The organism is Micromonospora orduensis, assembly GCF_006228125.1.
Taxonomy (GTDB): Bacteria; Actinomycetota; Actinomycetes; order Mycobacteriales; family Micromonosporaceae; genus Micromonospora; species Micromonospora orduensis.
Window position 1 is genome coordinate 46,809 of record NZ_VDFY01000117.1, and the last position, 16,403, is coordinate 63,211.

General features: G+C 70.9%; 16 protein-coding genes and 2 tRNA genes. 5 read left to right on the forward strand and 13 right to left on the reverse strand.

Annotated elements, in window-relative coordinates; all coding sequences use genetic code 11:
- Positions 1–14 precede the first annotated feature (14 nt).
- Positions 15–1,211, forward strand: a complete 1,197-nt coding sequence (locus FHG89_RS08780; RefSeq protein WP_139583870.1) for an MFS transporter — start codon at positions 15–17, stop codon at positions 1,209–1,211.
- Between the two features lie 5 nt (positions 1,212–1,216).
- Here FHG89_RS08780 and FHG89_RS08785 read toward each other — a convergent pair whose 3' ends face one another.
- Complete coding sequence (locus FHG89_RS08785; RefSeq protein ID WP_244295282.1) at positions 1,217–1,549, reverse strand: hypothetical protein; 333 nt, start codon at positions 1,547–1,549, stop codon at positions 1,217–1,219.
- Positions 1,510–2,064: a Uma2 family endonuclease gene (locus tag FHG89_RS08790; RefSeq protein ID WP_139583871.1), complete on the reverse strand. Its 555-nt coding sequence runs from the start codon at positions 2,062–2,064 to the stop codon at positions 1,510–1,512. The genes FHG89_RS08785 and FHG89_RS08790 overlap by 40 nt, the downstream gene beginning before the upstream one ends.
- A 109-nt stretch (positions 2,065–2,173) precedes the next feature.
- Here FHG89_RS08790 and FHG89_RS08795 point away from each other — a divergent pair, with 109 nt between their 5' ends.
- From FHG89_RS08795 to FHG89_RS08805, 3 genes are all read left to right on the forward strand, one after another.
- Positions 2,174–2,866: a hypothetical protein gene (locus FHG89_RS08795; protein WP_139583872.1), complete on the forward strand. Its 693-nt coding sequence runs from the start codon at positions 2,174–2,176 to the stop codon at positions 2,864–2,866.
- Between the two features lie 52 nt (positions 2,867–2,918).
- Positions 2,919–3,863 (forward strand): RNA polymerase sigma-70 factor, encoded by a 945-nt coding sequence (locus tag FHG89_RS08800; protein ID WP_139583873.1) that lies wholly within the window; start codon positions 2,919–2,921, stop codon positions 3,861–3,863.
- Between the two features lie 83 nt (positions 3,864–3,946).
- Positions 3,947–5,134, forward strand: coding sequence for an NAD(P)/FAD-dependent oxidoreductase (locus tag FHG89_RS08805; protein ID WP_139583874.1), 1,188 nt, complete (start codon positions 3,947–3,949; stop codon positions 5,132–5,134).
- Positions 5,135–5,259: 125 nt separating this feature from the next.
- On the opposite strand, the gene FHG89_RS08810 is transcribed toward FHG89_RS08805, so the two are convergent.
- The 9 genes from FHG89_RS08810 to FHG89_RS08855 all read right to left on the reverse strand — a co-directional run bounded on the left by FHG89_RS08810 (position 5,260) and on the right by FHG89_RS08855 (position 13,879).
- A complete protein-coding gene (locus tag FHG89_RS08810) occupies positions 5,260–6,456 on the reverse strand; it encodes a serine hydrolase domain-containing protein (RefSeq protein ID WP_139583875.1) in 1,197 nt (398 codons plus the stop codon).
- Positions 6,457–7,009: 553 nt separating this feature from the next.
- Positions 7,010–7,306, reverse strand: a complete 297-nt coding sequence (locus tag FHG89_RS08820) for a hypothetical protein (RefSeq protein ID WP_139583877.1) — start codon at positions 7,304–7,306, stop codon at positions 7,010–7,012.
- A gap of 128 nt (positions 7,307–7,434) precedes the next feature.
- Entirely contained in the window at positions 7,435–8,076 is a 642-nt protein-coding gene (locus tag FHG89_RS08825; protein WP_139583878.1) for a hypothetical protein, read from the reverse strand.
- 252 nt (positions 8,077–8,328) lie between these two features.
- A complete protein-coding gene (locus FHG89_RS08830; protein WP_244295283.1) occupies positions 8,329–8,940 on the reverse strand; it encodes an alpha/beta hydrolase in 612 nt (203 codons plus the stop codon).
- A gap of 240 nt (positions 8,941–9,180) precedes the next feature.
- Positions 9,181–9,831 (reverse strand): Type 1 glutamine amidotransferase-like domain-containing protein, encoded by a 651-nt coding sequence (locus FHG89_RS08835; protein ID WP_139583880.1) that lies wholly within the window; start codon positions 9,829–9,831, stop codon positions 9,181–9,183.
- 271 nt (positions 9,832–10,102) lie between these two features.
- Positions 10,103–10,179, reverse strand: a tRNA-Ile gene (locus FHG89_RS08840).
- A 121-nt stretch (positions 10,180–10,300) separates the two neighbouring features.
- Entirely contained in the window at positions 10,301–11,539 is a 1,239-nt protein-coding gene (locus FHG89_RS08845; RefSeq protein WP_139583881.1) for an FAD-dependent oxidoreductase, read from the reverse strand.
- Positions 11,529–13,646 (reverse strand): MMPL family transporter, encoded by a 2,118-nt coding sequence (locus FHG89_RS08850; protein WP_139583882.1) that lies wholly within the window; start codon positions 13,644–13,646, stop codon positions 11,529–11,531. Before FHG89_RS08850 ends, FHG89_RS08845 begins: the two co-directional genes overlap by 11 nt.
- Before the next feature lie 160 nt (positions 13,647–13,806).
- Positions 13,807–13,879: transfer RNA gene (locus tag FHG89_RS08855), tRNA-Asn, on the reverse strand.
- Between the two features lie 261 nt (positions 13,880–14,140).
- On the opposite strand from FHG89_RS08855, the gene FHG89_RS08860 reads away from it, so the two are divergent.
- The gene (locus FHG89_RS08860; protein ID WP_139583883.1) at positions 14,141–14,545 is read left to right on the forward strand and encodes a hypothetical protein; all 405 of its coding nucleotides are present in this window, start codon (positions 14,141–14,143) and stop codon (positions 14,543–14,545) included.
- Positions 14,546–14,623: 78 nt separating this feature from the next.
- Here FHG89_RS08860 and FHG89_RS08865 read toward each other — a convergent pair whose 3' ends face one another.
- The gene (locus FHG89_RS08865; protein WP_139583884.1) at positions 14,624–15,631 is read right to left on the reverse strand and encodes a sugar phosphate isomerase/epimerase family protein; all 1,008 of its coding nucleotides are present in this window, start codon (positions 15,629–15,631) and stop codon (positions 14,624–14,626) included.
- Between the two features lie 213 nt (positions 15,632–15,844).
- The coding region (locus tag FHG89_RS08870) for a sensor histidine kinase (protein ID WP_341874251.1) at positions 15,845–16,403 on the reverse strand (559 nt) is incomplete at its 5' end.

Consider the following 16,403-nt stretch of genomic DNA (forward strand, 5'->3'; position numbering starts at 1 on the left):
CCCTTGGAGGGCTCATGCGCCGCAACGCGGGGCTGTTCGTGGTGATCTCACTCCTGTCCGGCTTCGGTAGCAGCGCCATGTCCCTGGTCGCCGGCATCTGGATCCTGGACCTGACCGGTTCCACCGGCCTCGCCGCACTGGCCGGCCTGTGCGTGTACGCACCGGTGCTCGCCGGCCCGTGGCTGGGCGGTGTGCTGGACCGGGCGCCCCGGAGACCGCTGGTCATCGCCGTCAACCTCATGTTGGCCGCCGTCCTGCTGGCACTGTTCGCGGTTCGCGGCCCGGAGCAGACCTGGCTGATCTTCACCGTCTCGTGCGCCTACGGCGTCAGCTACGTCCTGATCGACGCCGGCGAGTCCGCGCTGCTGCCGTCCGCGCTGTCGCCGTCGGAACTCGGCGACGTCAACGGGTGGCGGTCGAGCGCGCAGGAAGGCATGAAGCTCGTCGCTCCGCTGGCCGGCGCGGGCCTCTACGCCTGGCGCGGCGGTCACGCGGTCGTCGTGCTCAGCGCCGCGACGCCGGTCCTGGTCGCCCTTCTGTACGCGGCGGTTCGCCTGCACCGGATGCCACCTGACCAGCCAACCCTGCCCGCCTGCGGCCTGCGGGCCGGGATCTCCGTCCTGTTCCGGCAGCGGGCGACGCGGGTCCCGGTGGCGCTCGCCGCCGTGTCGATTGCCATGTCCGGCTTCACGACCGCGGCGATGTACGCGATCGTCGTCTCGGAACTGCGCCTACCGACGACGTTCCTCGGGGTGCTGTCCAGCGCGCAGGGCGCCGGTTCCATCATCGGTGGTCTGCTCGTCGGGCGGCTCATCGGCCGGTGGGGGGCCGTCGGTGTCGGCGTCGGCGGGACGGCGCTGTTCGCAATCGGCTGCCTGGCGCGTTCCCTACCGTGGTGGCCGGTGACGGTCGGCGGCGCGGTCCTCGCCGGTGTCGGCCTGCCCTGGACCCTGGTGGCCGCGGTGACCGCCGTGCAGACGCACACGCCGACATCGCTGCTGGGTCGGGTCTCCGCAACCGCCAACACGGCGATGTTCGGACCTCTCGTGGTGGCGATCCCGCTCGGCTCCGCGGCCGTACACCTCGGCGCCCGCCCACCGCTCATGGCCGCCGTCGTGCTCTGCCTGACCGCCGTGGCCGTCACGTCCCACCGGCCGCTGTCCCGACCGACCACACCCCTGCTCGCTGGGCGGGACCGCGCGATTCGGTAACGGAGTCAGTGGCGTACCGGATGGGTTGCCTGGAAGGCGAGCCAGCGATCCGCGTCGGCGGCGAGCCGGTCGAGGATGTCGTCCAGGTCCAGGAACACCGACCACCGCTCGCGGCCGGTGACCTCGGCCAGGCGGTCCACGAGCAGCGCTTCCAGGTCGGTGACCCGCTTGCCCTTCCACACCTTGTCGGCCACGCTGACCAGCAGGTCGTCAACGTCGATGCCGTCCTGACCGACGAGACGTGGCCGCAGCGCGCCCGCCCTGACGACGGTCGTCGACCAGTGACCGGCCCCGGCGCTCAGTCGAGGTGGTCGACGGGGGCCGTCTGGAGCAGCCACGCCAGCGGCATCCGTGCCCGCTCCTCGTAGGCGCCGGTCCCCGCTAGTCGATGCAGAGTGACCGTCTGCGCGCCGTCCCGGTCCACAACCCAGTACTGCGGGATGCCCGCCGACGCGTACTCGCGGACCTTGGTCACCGAATCCATCGCCTCCGAGCCGGGCGAGACGATCTCCACCACGAGCACGACATCGATCACTGCGGCCCAGACACTGCGGACCGGCGGTTTCCGCCACACGGTGAGATCGGGGATCCGGCCACCGGCGCCGTTCGGCCCGGAGATCCGGACACCGGCGGCTTGAAGCACCTGGTCGGCGGGCCAACCAGCCATGATCAGCCAGGCGAAGAGCCGACTGGCGATCATGGCGTGTTCCGAATCGGGCGGCGGCATGACCGACAGGACCCCCTCGGGGCTGGTCTCGTAGCGGTGGCCGTTCGGATCGGCGGCATTCATCGCCGCCACGTCGTCGAGCGTCACGACAGCGGGCATGTGCATCCCGACGGCCTCAGCGCTCATGGGCCTCATACTAGGCGACCAGCGGTGTCAGCTCCGGCAGGACGACGTCTCCTGGCACATGGGCCGCGCACCCTTGGCACGGTTGCCGTGGGTCGGCACACTGCCTCTCGTGACGACACAGACCCTGCCTACGGAGAAGGTCCACGCGTGGCCTCGCGCCCTCGTGGTGGCCGCGATCCTGGCCGGCATCCTTTTCGCCGGTTGGCGGTATCAGACGTGGGGCGACACCGCGGCCTTCCGGGTCTCGTGGATCCCGGTCGCGATAACCGCCGTGCCTCTGCTCTTTCTCCGGCGTCGGCAGTTCAGCTACGCCTGCGTGGTCGTCGGCGTTGTGGTGCTCGCCCTGGCTCTCCAGGGTGTGTTCATCTGGGTCCTGCCGGCCGTGCTGATCCTGCTGGCCACGACGGCGGATCCGCGCCGCTCGCCGTGGCGGGCTCGGCTGTCGGTGCTCGTCGCCACGGCGCTGGCCGTCGTCGCGACCGCGGGGTCGGCCGGAGCCGTGCACCGCTCGCTGACGTCCCCGTCGGCGGGGTTCGTCGTGCACAGCGACGCCGATTTCACGACGGCCCAGTCGGCGGTGGACCGCGTCCTCACCGACGCCTCTGGCCGGGCGGACGATCGGGTGCTCGGTGTCAGCATCACGCACGCGGACGACGGCAGGGGCACGACCATAGTCGTCCAGTTCGAGCCCGACCTCTCGACGAACGAGCAGGAAGGGCTGCGCCGCCAGTTGGCGGAGGTGCCCGGGGTGGCGAAGGTCTGCCCGTGGTACCGGGACAACCACCTCCGTTCCGCCTGCTGAGCCTCCACATGTCGCCGGCAGACCGCGCGACACACGCGGATACTGTCGAGTCATGCCGCTCAGTCCGGACGACGTCGAGGTGTTCGAGCGCTCCCGGGCCCGCCTGGGTGCGATCGCCTACCGGCTGCTGGGCTCGACGAGCGACGCCGAGGACGCGGTCCAGGACACGTTCCTGCGCTGGCAGGCCGCCGACCGCGAGCACGTCGAGACGCCGGAGGCGTGGCTCACGAGGGTGCTCACCAACCTGTGCCTCAACCAGCTCACCTCGGCGCGGGCCCGGCGGGAGACCTACGTGGGCACGTGGCTGCCCGAGCCGGTCCTGGCGGGCGACCCGATGCTCGGCCCGGTCGACACCGTCGAGCAACGCGAGTCGGTGTCGATGGCGGTGCTCACCCTCATGGAGCGGCTGTCCGCCAACGAACGTGTGGTGTACGTGCTGCGTGAGGCGTTCGGTTACGCACACGGCGAGATCGCCGGGATCCTCGGCATCACCGAGTCCAACTGCCAGCAGATCTACCGGCGGGCCAGGCAGCACGTCGCCACCGACCGGACCCGCACCGAGGTCGACGAGGCCGCCACGCGGAAGATCGTCGCGGAGTTCCTCGCAGCGGCCAACAGCGGCGAGACCCAGCGGCTGATCGAGCTGCTGACCGACGGCGTGACGAGCGTCGGCGACGGCGGCGGCAAGATCCCGGCCCGGACCACGCCGATCTCCGGCGCGCTGGCGGTGGCGAAGTTCCTGCGCGGCCTGTTCAAACCCAGCGGCGTCAAACGGGACCTGGTGGGCGGCAGCCCCGCCCTCCACCTCGAGGACGTCAACGGCGGCCCGGCGGTGGTGGTCGTGATCGACGACCGGGTCGTCGGCGTCATGTCGCTGGAGGTGACGTCCGACGGCGTGACGGCCATCCACACCCAGGTCAACCCCGACAAACTCGAACGCGCCACCCGCCGGTGGGCCGCGTCGGAGCACGGGGAGCCCTTGCTCGAAGTCTGGTGACCCAGGTCATAGCCGTCCCCTGTCAGGGATCGCGTCGCTGTCCGGTTCAGGAGGTGACCACCCACCGAGACAGGAGTGCCACCATGAAGCACCGCATCGTCGTCCTCGGGGCCGGATACGCCGGAGCCATCGCCGCCGGACGTCTCGCCAGGCGGCTGCACCCGGACGACACCGAGATCACCGTCGTCAACGCCGACTCCGACTTCGTCGAGCGGGTCCGCATGCACCAGCTCGCCACCGGGCAGGGTCTCAAGCGCCACGAGCTGAGCAGGGTGTACGCGGGCACCGGCGTGCGTGTCCGCCAGGCCTGGGTCACCGCCGTCGACGTCGACCGCCGGACCGTCGCGCTCGTCGACGACAAGGGCACCGACGAGTTGGCGTACGACACCCTGGTCTACGCCCTGGGCAGCGCCGCCGCCGACCACGGCGTGGCGGGCGTCGCCGAGCACGCGTACGACATCTCAGGACGGGCGTCGGCGCTGCGGCTGCGCGACCGCCTCGCCCACCTCGACGCCGGCGGGCGCGTGCTCGTCGTCGGCGGCGGCCTCACCGGCCTGGAAGCGGTCACCGAGATCGCGGAGGCCCGACCCGACCTCGACGTCGCGCTCGCCGCCCGTGACGGCCTCGGCGACTGGCTCACCGGGAAGGCGCGGCAGCACCTGCGTGGCGTCTGCGACCGGCTCGGCATCACCGTCCACGAGCACACCGACATCGCCCGGGTCGACGGGACCGGCGCGGTCACCGCCGACGGCCGGGTGATCCCGGCCGAGGTGACCGTGTGGACGACCGGCTTCGCCGTCCACCCCATCGCCGCCGCCACGACCCTGACCGTCGCGGACACCGGACAGATCGTCGTGGACGACACGATGCGCTCCGTCTCCCACCCCGACGTGTACGCCGTCGGCGACGCCGGACTCGCCGAGGGACCGGGTGGCAAGCCACTGCGGATGTCCTGCGCCTCGGGCGTCCCGATGGCCTGGCAGGCCGCCGACGCCATCGCCGCGCGCCTGACCGGGCAGCGCAGGTACGCCAAGGCGCCGCTGCGCTACTTCAACCAGTGCATCAGCCTCGGCCGCCGCGACGGCATCATCCAGTACGTGACCGCCGACGACCGGGCCAAGGCGTCCTTCCTCGCCGGCAGGCTGGCGGCCCGCTACAAGGAGGTCGTCTGCAAGGGCGCCGCCTGGGGTGTCGCCCACCCGGTGCTGTACCCGGTGCGCCGCCGCCGCATCGTCGTGACCCGGACGGAGACCGTCGCGACGATGTCGTGACGGTGTCAGGAGAACGCGCCCACGTACCGACGACGCGCTTCACCACGGACGCCGCAGCGACCCGTGGTGGCTACCGGAGCGGATGACCCACCCTGGATCATCCGCTCCGGCCTGGCGGGGGCGTGTCAGCGATCGGTGGCGCACAGCGCCGTCTCGACGCTCCGGTTCACCGCGCCGAGCATCTGCTCGCCGGTCGGCAGGCCGGTCACGGCGACGACGGCGCTCCGGCCGTCCCGGGTGGCGAGGTTGCGGGTCTCGAAGCCCTGGATGTCACCGCCGTGGCCCCAGGCGTAGCCGCCGCAGGGCAGCTCGTACCGGGCGACACCCAGGCCGTACGCGTACTCCCCGTTCGGTTCGAACCCGGGCGCGGGCACGGTCGTCGTCAGGGCCGCCTGCTGCGCGGGCTTGAGCAGCCTGCCGCCCACCAGCGCGTCGAAGAAGGTCCGCAGCTCGTCCGGGGTCGACACGAGTTGACCGGCGGACCAGCCGAGGGACGGGTCCATCTCGGTGACGTCCACCCATGGTGCGCCCGGCGCCACGGCGACGTAGCCGTGCGGGTGGGTGCCGCGGAGCCGCTGTTCCCCGACGCCCGGCCAGTAGGTGTCGCGCAGACCGAGCGGCCTGATGATGCGGTTGGTGATCTCCTCACCGATGGGGCGTTCGGTGACCTGCTCGACGATGAGCCCGGCGAGGAGGTAGTTGGTGTTGCTGTACTCCCACTTCTGCCCCGGCGCGAAGTGTGGTGCGCCGGTGAGCGCCGCGTCCACCAGCCGGCGCGGCTCGTAGTACGAGTGACTCTTGTCGATCAGGTCCTGCGGCCTGGTGAACAGCACGTCGTCGTAGTCGGGCAGGCCGCTGGTCTGTTGCAGCAGCTGTCGTACGGTGATGCCGCTGCCGTCGTTGCCGTTGCCGCGCACGACCCCGGGCAGGTGGTGCTCGACGGTGGCGTCCAGGTCGATGCGGCCCTCGCCCACCAGTTGCAGGACGACCACCGCGGTGAAGGTCTTGGTGTTGCTGCCGATGCGGACCTGGCCGTCCCGGGGGACCGGGCGGCGCGTCTGGAGGTCGGCGACCCCTGCGGTGTAGTCGCGGACCCGCCCGCCGGTCCCCCGCACGGAGGCGAGCACGCCGGGGAAGCCGCTCCCGCTGACCAGGCCGTCCAGTTGCCGCTGCACGACGTCCCGCGGGCCGTCGGGCCGGCTGGAGCCGGCGAACGCTGCAGGGCCGGTCAGTGCGGCGCCGACGGTGACGGCGGCCAACGCGGCGGCGGCCATCCGCACGGTTGGGCGGCGGCGGGTGGGATCGTTCGGTGTCACGGGCATGATGACTCCTCGGTATCGGTGACGCTTGACACCATCAATGGTTCAAGAAGTCCGATACCTGGACGATCCCCCCTGCTGCCGTCCTTCGGTACAGCCTGCGCTACCCCGGCCGGTCGGTGATCAGTACCTGACCGCGTCGAGGGTGAGCCAGGGCGACGCGCCGCTCGGCTGGTCGTCCACTGTCGCGCCCGGGAAGGACGCGGCCCGCCTCGCCCGGCTCGATCCGGCGCAGACGTGTGAGGGTGCGGAGCGTCCGACCCTACCGTTCACCGCTTGCGCCCCGGATCTTCGCCAGCGCCGCGGCGTACTCGGCGTCGGTGAGCGCGCCACGCTGATGTTGCCGGGTCAGCGTGTGGATGTCCTGCCGCTGATCAGCGGTGGGGCCACCGCGGGTGATGCGAGGTCGGCCGAATCCGGCAAATGGCCTCGGCGTCCCGACACCGCTCGCGCCCGGCCGCGCGCGAAGCCCGTCGCGGCGTCGAGAGAGTACGGGCGTTGCCATCTACCCATGCCGCCATGGTGACCAGGGCTGTCCAGGTAAGGGGATCCTCGACTACCCGCCCGTGGACGGCCCTTCGGACTGGGCCTGGTGCCTGGCTTGCCAGATCGCGTGCCCCTTCAGCAGATACCCGAGCCAGTAGATCGTGAACAGGATCAGGAAGCAGGTGAAGAACACCCCCGAAACCATGATCGCGAGAACGAGCGCCGTCCCACCGTCCACCATTCCGTATATCGCGAAGCCAACCAGGCCGAGCAGGAAGAAGAAGACCATGTACAGCGGCATCGTCGAACTGTCGGCCGGATGAGACACGCGAGGCGGCCCGGGTACACCGGGGTCGTTGTCGATCACGCCGCGAGTATCCGGGACGCCTCTGAGTAAAGCCAGTGGTTCATGGGCGACGGCAGCGTTCCGGTCCACCGGGCTGCCGGCGACGACCACCTCCACCGGCCCGAGCAGCCTGACGCGGACGGTTGGCGCTACCCCTCCGCCGGCAGGTCGTGAAACCACCGCCGGGACGATGCGGGCACCAGCAACAGGCCGACGATGACCGACGCACCAACGATCTGCAGCAGCCCTGACGCGTCAGCCTGGGTGATCGCGTAGATGCCGTACGCAACGCTTAATGTCGAGAAAACGGTTGTCCAGAACCGGGCCCGCCCGCTGCCACGCCACAGGCCGAAAGCCAACGCCAGGAGAAGAAGCACCCCGATCAACCCGGTGGCCATGAATGGACCACCCGTGAAGATCGTCGTCGCCGAAAGCGCGGCTGCCACGAGCACAGTCATCGAGGCGGCGGCGACTGGCAGAGGAACGCGTCGCTGGCTCTGCTCGATCATCGGCTCATGGTAGGCATCGTCCGCCCGATCCACTGCCCCACGTGCCGCCCGCTTCGACCAGTCGCCTGTCACTGCTGCGGACTGAGAGCGTTGGTCGGTGACCTCGACGCGATTCGCCCAGCCGGTCCACCACCACAACCAGCAACCGGACCAGTGCCCGTTCAGCGCCGGGCGTCGAACTCCGGCGTGGTCATGGTCGTCGGGCAGAAAGTCGCGCTCGGCCGAACCCACGCCGGCAAGACCGTCACGATCGAGGTCACCGACACCGACCTGACCATCCACACCGACTCCGGACCCCGCACCGTCAGACGCACCAACGACCAACCCGTCCGTAGCATCAAAGCTCACCGGCCCCGCAAGGTCAGCAACAAAACCTAGACCAACCGTCAAGCAACACCTGGGACGGATCCGTCAAGCATCAGGTGGGACTAGACAGTTCACCCCCGTGCCTGTCCTCCGTCGACTGGTGCGCGACACTCGTCCGCCAGCTGGTCTGCGACACCTGCGCGCTGATCGTGGCATGAGCGTGCGTGGTCAGCCGGCTGGCGAGCACCATCCATCGGCCATGGCGATGATGCGAGCGGTCACCGTGTCCGGATCCACGAGTTGATGCAGGTGAAGCCCTGGAACATGGTCGAAGTCCCAGCCGCGTTCCCGCGCGTCCTGCGCGGCTTGTTCGTACGGCGGACCGAACAGCAGATACCCACATGCCGCGTTGTCCCAGCCGTCCGGAACGGGAACCTTCTCCTCGTAGTAGCTCAACGGCAGGCGCGGCTGCTCCGCCGAGACAACACGCCGGGTCTGCGGATCCGGAAACATCGGCGCGACATCGGACTCGTCCCACCACGCCGTCCATTGCGGCAGCCTGCCACCGGTCGCTTTGGGCCGCAGGAAATCCAGCAGCTCAGGCTGTGCCATCGCCGTCGGCCCGCTGCGAGCGGGCAACGCCGCGTCGACGAACAAACAGCCGGCCACCGGACGCCGGGCAGCCTCGACGATGACCGGGACAAAGAGACCGGCGTTGCTGTGCGCGATCAGGACGACCGGGATGTCCAGCGGCAACTGGCCGGTGGATCTGCCGACGGTCTCTGCGACGGACGGCCAGAACGGCGGTCCTGCATCCGCCACGCCGAGCAGCGAAGGCACCACCGTAACCGCACCCGCGGCCTTCAGCCTCGTCGCCACAGGCGCCCAAGTCAGAGGACCCACCGATGGGCTGTGCACAAGAACAATTGCGGCATCCACCGGTTCACCGTGCCTGACGTCGCCCGCTGGCCGCCACCCCATCCGTCACGCCAACGGCGAACACGGCACCCGTAGATCCGCACGCTCACGCATCACCGGCCACCGCACGCTCATCGCAGATCCGGACGGCCGCCCGGGGCCTCACCCGAACGTCGTCCATTGCCCTTCGGAGACCACCTCGACGGTGCCGTCGGTCACCTTGATGGCCGTCTGATCGTCGATTGCGTACGCCGGACCCGCGATCTCGGCCGCCCATTGCTCGGCACCAGCCATGGTGTTGTCCGGCTCGAGACCTAGGTGCGGGAAGATCGAGAAGTCGACGACCCCCAGTGTGCGGTCGTCGGGCGCGGACTGCCACTTGACGAAGTCCGCACCGATCCGGGGGGTCAGCACCATGCTCCCAGCACTCAACCCCACCCATACGGTGTCCCGCAGCGACGGCAGGAGGTCCGCCAGCCCGGACTGCCGCATCCAGTGGCACAGGTACGTCGCATCGCCGCCGGCCACGAGCATGACGTCAGCCTCCCGGACCCAGGGGACCCACCGCTCCTCGCCGATGCTGGGCAGCGCTGTCAGCTCAAGGACGCCCAGCGACTTCCAGCCCAGGCCGCACATGGGTAGCGGCGTCTGACCGGTGATGAAGCGCCAGGCCGAGGCTGGCCCGCCCGTGGGGTGGGCCGCCGTGGGGATGCAGAGGGCACTGGAGTCGGCGATCGGCTTGCCCAGCAGGTCGACCAGCGCATCGCGGATGCTCGGGTTCTGGACGCCCGCGGAAGTGAGGAGAAGCTTCACGCTTGCCTCCTGTGCGTAGAGGTGATGAAACGCTCTCCCCGAGAGTCCGGAGATGGGTGCATGAGTACAGACTGGACACCATAACGAAACTCATCGCCGTTGCGACCCCTCAAGCCCTCCGCACGCACATCGACATGTCAGGATGTTGCGTCGGTGGCCAGCCTGTCGCGAGGTCGTGCTGCTGCGGACTCGCGCGGACTGAGGGCGTCGGTCCGGACCTCGACGCGGTTCGTCAGGGTCGTCGGCAGCATGACTGACCAGGGTGTTTCCGTGGTGGGGCGGGCGGGACTCGAACCCGCGACCGAGGGATTATGAGTCCCCTGCTCTAACCGGCTGAGCTACCGCCCCGAACACCGCGCCGGATCTTATCCCGCTCGGCGGTCAGCAGCCAGCACCGCGCCGGCCGGCGCCCACGCCTGCACCAGCACGAAGGGCTACAGGAATATAACAGCGTGCTCGGGTACGGCGGTCAGCTGGCGCGCAGCTCCTCCAGCACGGCGCCGGCGGCGCGCCAGCCACTGGCGAGGGCGCCCTGGATCGATGGGCTGTCCCGGTGGTCACCGGCCACGAACAGGCCTTCCCCGAGCGCGACGGGCTTGCGCAGCCGCCCCTGTGGTGGCGGCGCGGCGGGCAGCGCCTGCGGGACGGCGACGGTGGTGAGGTGTGTCCAGTCGGCGGTCGAACGCCCGTACAGCCGGGTCAACTCGCCCCGGATGGTCGGCTCGGGTGGGGCGGTCGGGCCGACCACGGAGGTGGCGACGAGGTGCCGCCCGGCGGGGGCGTACGTGCTGGCGGCGTTGCTGAGCACCACTGTGTTCGCCACGATCTCCCGCCGGTCGCCGTCAACGAGCAGGATCGGTTCGGCGAGCGGCGGCTCGGGCGCGCTGTGGTAGTAGGTGGTGTAGCTGTGCATCCGTACCGTCGCCAGGGCTGGCAGCAGCGCGGCCGCGGCGGGCGGGTCGACGGCGACCACGACGGCGCGGCAGCGGATGTCGCCGGCCTGCGTGCGGACCCGGCCGGGCGCGACCTCGGCGACCGGGATGTTCAGGTCGAGCAGGTCGGCCGGCAGCGGGTCGGCGATGGCCCGGGGCAGCGCGGCCATCCCCTCGGCGGGCAGGCCGATGCGGCCGCGGGCGAAGGAGCGCAGCACCATCGCGAGGACGTGGCTGGAGGTGGCCAGCTCCCGGTCGATGAACACCCCGGACAGGAATGGCCGCAGCAGCTCCTCGATGATCGCGTCGGAGAGGCCGGCGCGGCGCAGCGCCGTCTCGGCGCTGGTCTCCGGGGCGGCGAGCAGCCGGGAGGTGGGCACTGTGGCGCAGCCGGCGGCGAGCGCCGCGAAGCGCAGCCGGTCGCGCAGTGACCCGACGCCGGCGAGGGCGGTGCCCGGCCCGCCGGTGGGCTCCCGCAACGGGTTGACCAGCCGCCGCAGGTCGTCGCCCTTGCGCACGAGCACCCCGGAGGTGAAGTACCCGAGGTTGAGCCGGTCGGTGTCGAGCAGCGTGCCGAGCCGGGGGTAGGCGGTGTTGAGCACCTGGAAGCCCCGGTCGATGAGGTAGCCGTCGACGACGTCGGTGGCGACCCGGCCGCCGAGTCGGCCGCCGGCCTCCAGCAGCCGCCAGGGCACGCCGGCGCGGTGCAGCCGCCGGGCGGCGGCGAGGCCGGCCAGGCCGCCGCCGACGATGACCACGTCGGTCTCAGCCAGCATCGCGCGCCTCCCGCTCACCGTTCGCCCGGGACAGCCGGCCCGGCCACCAGATCTTCGGCCCGATGTCGTACGCGAGTGCCGGCACCAGCAGCGACCGGACGATGATCGTGTCGATCAGTACCCCGATGGCGACTGCGGTACCCAGTTCGACGAGTACCACCAGGGGCAGGACGGCGAGGGCGGAGAAGGTCGCGGCGAGCACGATGCCGGCGGAGGTGATCACTCCGCCGGTGACGGCGAGGCCGGCGAGCACACCGGCGCGGGTGCCGCGCTTGACGGACTCCTCGCGCACCCGGCTCATCAGGAAGATGTTGTAGTCGATGCCGAGCGCGACCAGGAAGACGAACGCGAACAGCGGGAACGACGAGTCGACGCCGGGGAAGTCGAAGACGTGCCGGAACAGCAGCGCGCACAGGCCGAGGGTGGCCGCGAAGCTGAGCAGCACGGTGCCGATCAGCAGCAGCGGGGCGAGCAGGGCGCGCAGCAGCAGGGCCAGGATGACGGCGATGACCACCAGCACGATCGGGATGATGACGTTCTGGTCGCGGGTCGCGGCGTCGGAGGTGTCCACGTTGATCGCGGTGAAGCCGCCGACCACGGCGTCCGCGTCGGGCACCCGGTGGACGGCGACCCGCAGCTCGCGGATGGTCCGCTCGGCGCCGTCGCTGTCCGGCGGGTCGGCCAGGGTCGCCTCCAGTTGCACCCGCCCGTCGACGACCTTCGGTGCGGCGTTCGGGTCCGGCGGGCCGGTCTGCGGGCCGGCGGTGAGCGGGCGGACGTCGGCGACGCCGGGTACGCCCTGCGCCACCTGGGCAACCTGCCGGGCGGTCTGTTCGGTGGTGAAGATGGTGGCCGGGCTGCCGGTGCCGGCCGGGTAGTGCCTGGCGATCACCTGCTGCCCGTCGACCGAGTCGGTGCGCTGGGTGAACAGGTCGGACTGACCTAGGGTGGTGGACCCGAGCTGGGTGAGGCCGAGCGTGAGGAGGGCGAGCACGACGGCGGTGCTCAGCCAGATCGGCCGGGAGTGCCGGGCCACGAAGCCGGCGATGCGGCTCCAGATGCCGTGTTCGGCGCGCGGGTCGGCCTGGTCCTCGCGGGGCCGTCGGGGCCAGAACGCCCACCGCCCGCCGAGCACCAGCAGTGCGGGCAGGAAGGTGAGCATCACCAGCAGGGTGGCGGCGATGCCGATGGCGGCGACCGGGCCGAGCGCCCGGTTGGAGTTGAGGCTGGACAGCAGCAGGCAGAGCAGGCTGACGATGACGGTGCCGCCGGACGCGATGATGGCGGGTGCGGCGCCCTTCCAGGCGGTGCGCATGGCGTCCCACGGTCGGTCGTGCCGGTGCAGCTCCTCCCGGTAGCGGGCGATGAGCAGCAGCGCGTAGTCGGTGCCGGCGCCGAAGACCAGCACGGTGAGGATGCCCTGGGCCTGCCCGTTGAGCTTGAGCACGTCGGCGTCGGCGAGCAGGTAGACGAAGACCGAGGCCAGCGCGTACGACATTCCGGCGGCGAGCAGCGGGAAGATCCAGAGCACCGGGCTGCGGTAGACGATCAGCAGGATGATCAGCACCACGACGAGGGTGACCAGCAGCAGGGGCCCGTCGATGGCGGAGAAGACCTCGATCAGGTCGGCGAGCAGGCCGGCCGGTCCGGCGACGTCCACGGTGAGGCCGTCCCGGTCGCCGCCGGTGATGTCGCGGAGTTGCTCGACGACCGCGCCGATCTCCTCGCCCTCGGCGTCGTCCACCGGTACGACGACCTGGAGTGCCTGGCCGTCCGCGCTGGGGATGGGTGGGGGCAGCGGGTTGACCACGCCGGGCACCTGGGCGAACCGGGCGAGGTCGGCGCTCACCCGCTGCTTGTCCGCGTCGGTGATGCCGGAGGTCCGTTCGTAGACGACAAGCGCCGGGACGGTCTCCCGGTCGACGAAGCCGCCGGCGAGGTCCTGGGCGCGGGTCGCCTCGGCGTCGGTGGGCAGGAACGCGGCGTTGTCGTTGGTGGCGACCTCACTCAGGCGCCCCGAGTACGGGCCGGCCACCCCGCCGATCACCAGCCAGGCCAGCACGACCGCCACCGCGATCAGCGTGGCCCTGCCGCCTCGTCCGGCCATCCGCACCCACCCCTAGAATCGACGCATCAATCGACGCAGCGGGAGTCTAAGTCGACATCGACCATCCTGCCGGGCGAGCGCGACGGGGGAGGGCGAAACCGGGGCCATGCGCACGAAAACGCCCGTCGGCCAAGGCCGACGGGCGTGGGGTGAAGCTCTGCTCCCCCGATTGGACTCGAACCAATAACCTGCCGGTTAACAGCCGGCTGCTCTGCCAATTGAGCTACAGGGGATCGTGCACCGCCCGGAACCGGATCTCACCGGCGCCGTGCGACGGGACAAGAGTACAGGACATACCCGGGTGGTGGTCCAGTGGGTTCCCTCCCGGTCCGCAGCTCGACAATCCGGATAAATCGTCATCCCGGCACACGCATGCTTGAGCGGAGAGCAGGATGGGTAGTTAGCTGCGGACAGAGGACGCAGGCGCGAATTGGTCGCCTTCGGACGGGGCAACCCGCCGGGGCGACGGCGCGTCAGGTACGGAAGGAGCCGCCATGCGCGGAAAGATCATGTTTCTTGGCGGGCTGGCTGCGGGATTCGTCCTGGGCGCCCGTGCCGGCCGGGAGAAGTACGAGGAGCTCGTGGTCCGGGGCCGCAAGGTGCTCGACCACCCGACCGTCCAGGAGGCGGCCGGGGTCGCGCAGGCCCAGGCCAACAAGCTCTACAGCGAGGGCAAGGACAAGCTCGGCCAGACCAAACTGGGCGAGAAGCTGGGCACCGGCAACGGCAGCACCGGCAAGCAGGAACTGACCGCCGCCGACGACGCGTTCGCCGGCACGCCCGCCACCGTGGGCGCCAAGACGGGCAGCAGCCCGGTCGGCACGACCTCCGGGTCGCCGTCGGCCACCAACCCCCGCACCAAGCCGTCCGGCTCGGGCACCAACGCCAGCACGCTCTGATCCACCGCACGTAGACCCATCGCACGTCGACGGGCCGGTCGCCGAGAGGCGACCGGCCCGTGGTCTGTCCGGGTGCGGTCAGTCCTTGCTGCTGAACGCCGCGTCGAAGGCGGCGCTCGGGGCGTCGAAGGCGAGCCGGCGGACGAACTGCAGCGCCTCCGGAGCGCCGAGCAGGCGGTCCATTCCGGCGTCCTCCCACTCGATCGAGATGGGGCCGGTGTAGCCGATCGCGTTCAACGCGCGGAAGCAGTCCTCCCAGGGCACGTCGCCGTGCCCGGTGGAGACGAAGTCCCACCCGCGACGCAGATCCGCCCAGGGCAGGTGCGAGGCGAGCCGGCCACGCCGGCCGTCGCCGGTACGCACCTTCGCGTCCTTGCAGTCCACGTGGTAGATCCGGTCGGCGAAGTCGAAGATGAAGTTCACCGGGTCCAGTTCCTGCCAGACGAAGTGCGACGGGTCCCAGTTCAGCCCGAACGCGGGCCGGTTGCCGATCGCCTCCAGCGCCCGCTTCGTCGTCCAGTAGTCGTACGCGATCTCGCTGGGGTGCACCTCGTGCGCGAACCGCACCCCCACCTCGTCGAACACGTCGAGGATCGGGTTCCACCGGTCGGCGAAGTCCTGGTAGCCGCGCTCGATCATCGACGGCGACACCGGGGGGAACATCGCCAGGGTGTGCCAGATCGACGAGCCGGTGAAACCGACGACGGTCTTCACACCGAGCTTCGCCGCCGCCCGCGCGGTGTCCTTGATCTCCTCGGCGGCCCGCTGGCGGACGCCCTCGGGCTCACCGTCGCCCCAGATCCGGGCGGGCAGGATGTCCTGGTGCCGCTCGTCGATCGGATGGTCACAGACCGCCTGGCCGACCAGGTGGTTGGAGATCGTGAAGACCTGAAGGTTGTGCTTCGCGAGCGTCTCCCGCTTGCGGTCGACGTACGAGTCGTCGGCGAGCGCCTTGTCGACCTCGAAGTGGTCGCCCCAGCAGGCGATCTCCAGACCGTCGTAGCCCCACTCGGAGGCGAGCCGGCAGACCTCCTCGAACGGAAGGTCAGCCCACTGGCCGGTGAAGAGCGTGATGGGTCGCGCCATTGTCCTTCTCCCCTGATGTGATGGGGATTCCGTTGTGCGGACCGGGGCGAGGGTGACCGGTCAGACCGGTACGTGGCACCGAGGCGGAACACCGGTGGATGCCGAGCGCACCTGAGCCCGGCGGGTTGCGCCTCCCACCGGGTCACCGGCCACCGTCACGGTCGCCGACCCCACCCTATTTGCGCCGCACCCCATCGGGGAAGCCCCGGAACGTCACCCGGCCGCTTCTTCGGGCGCCGGGAGGACGGCCCGGACGGCGAAACCGCCCTCGGGTCGCGGGCCGGCGGAGAAGATGCCGCCGATGCGTTCGGCACGTCTGCGTACGGCAATCAGCCCTTGGTCGGCACCTCGGGGCTCCCCCACCGGCGCGGCGGCGTCGGCGCGGTCGTCGCGTACCTCGATGGTGATGCCCTGGGGGTCGTAGCGCAGGCGGACCGCGACCGGCGCGCCCGGGGCGTGCCGGCGCGCGTTGGTGAGCGACTCCTCGATGATCCGGTACGCCGCCACGTCGACCGCCTCCGGCAACGGCCGGGGCGCTCCGGCCAGTGCCCAGCGCACCGACTGGCCGGCGGCGAAGCCCTCCACCAGCGCGTCGAGACGGTTCAGGCTCGGCGCCGGCCCGGTCAACGGATCGGGCTCGCCGGCCCGGTCCAGCAGCCGGTGCCCGTGCGCCAGCACCATCCGGCGCCACTGCGCGAAACGCCCCATGCTGGTCAAGGTACGGCAGCCAACTGTGAGCCGGTCCGTGGCCTCGCGGGCGGCGGGCGGCGGG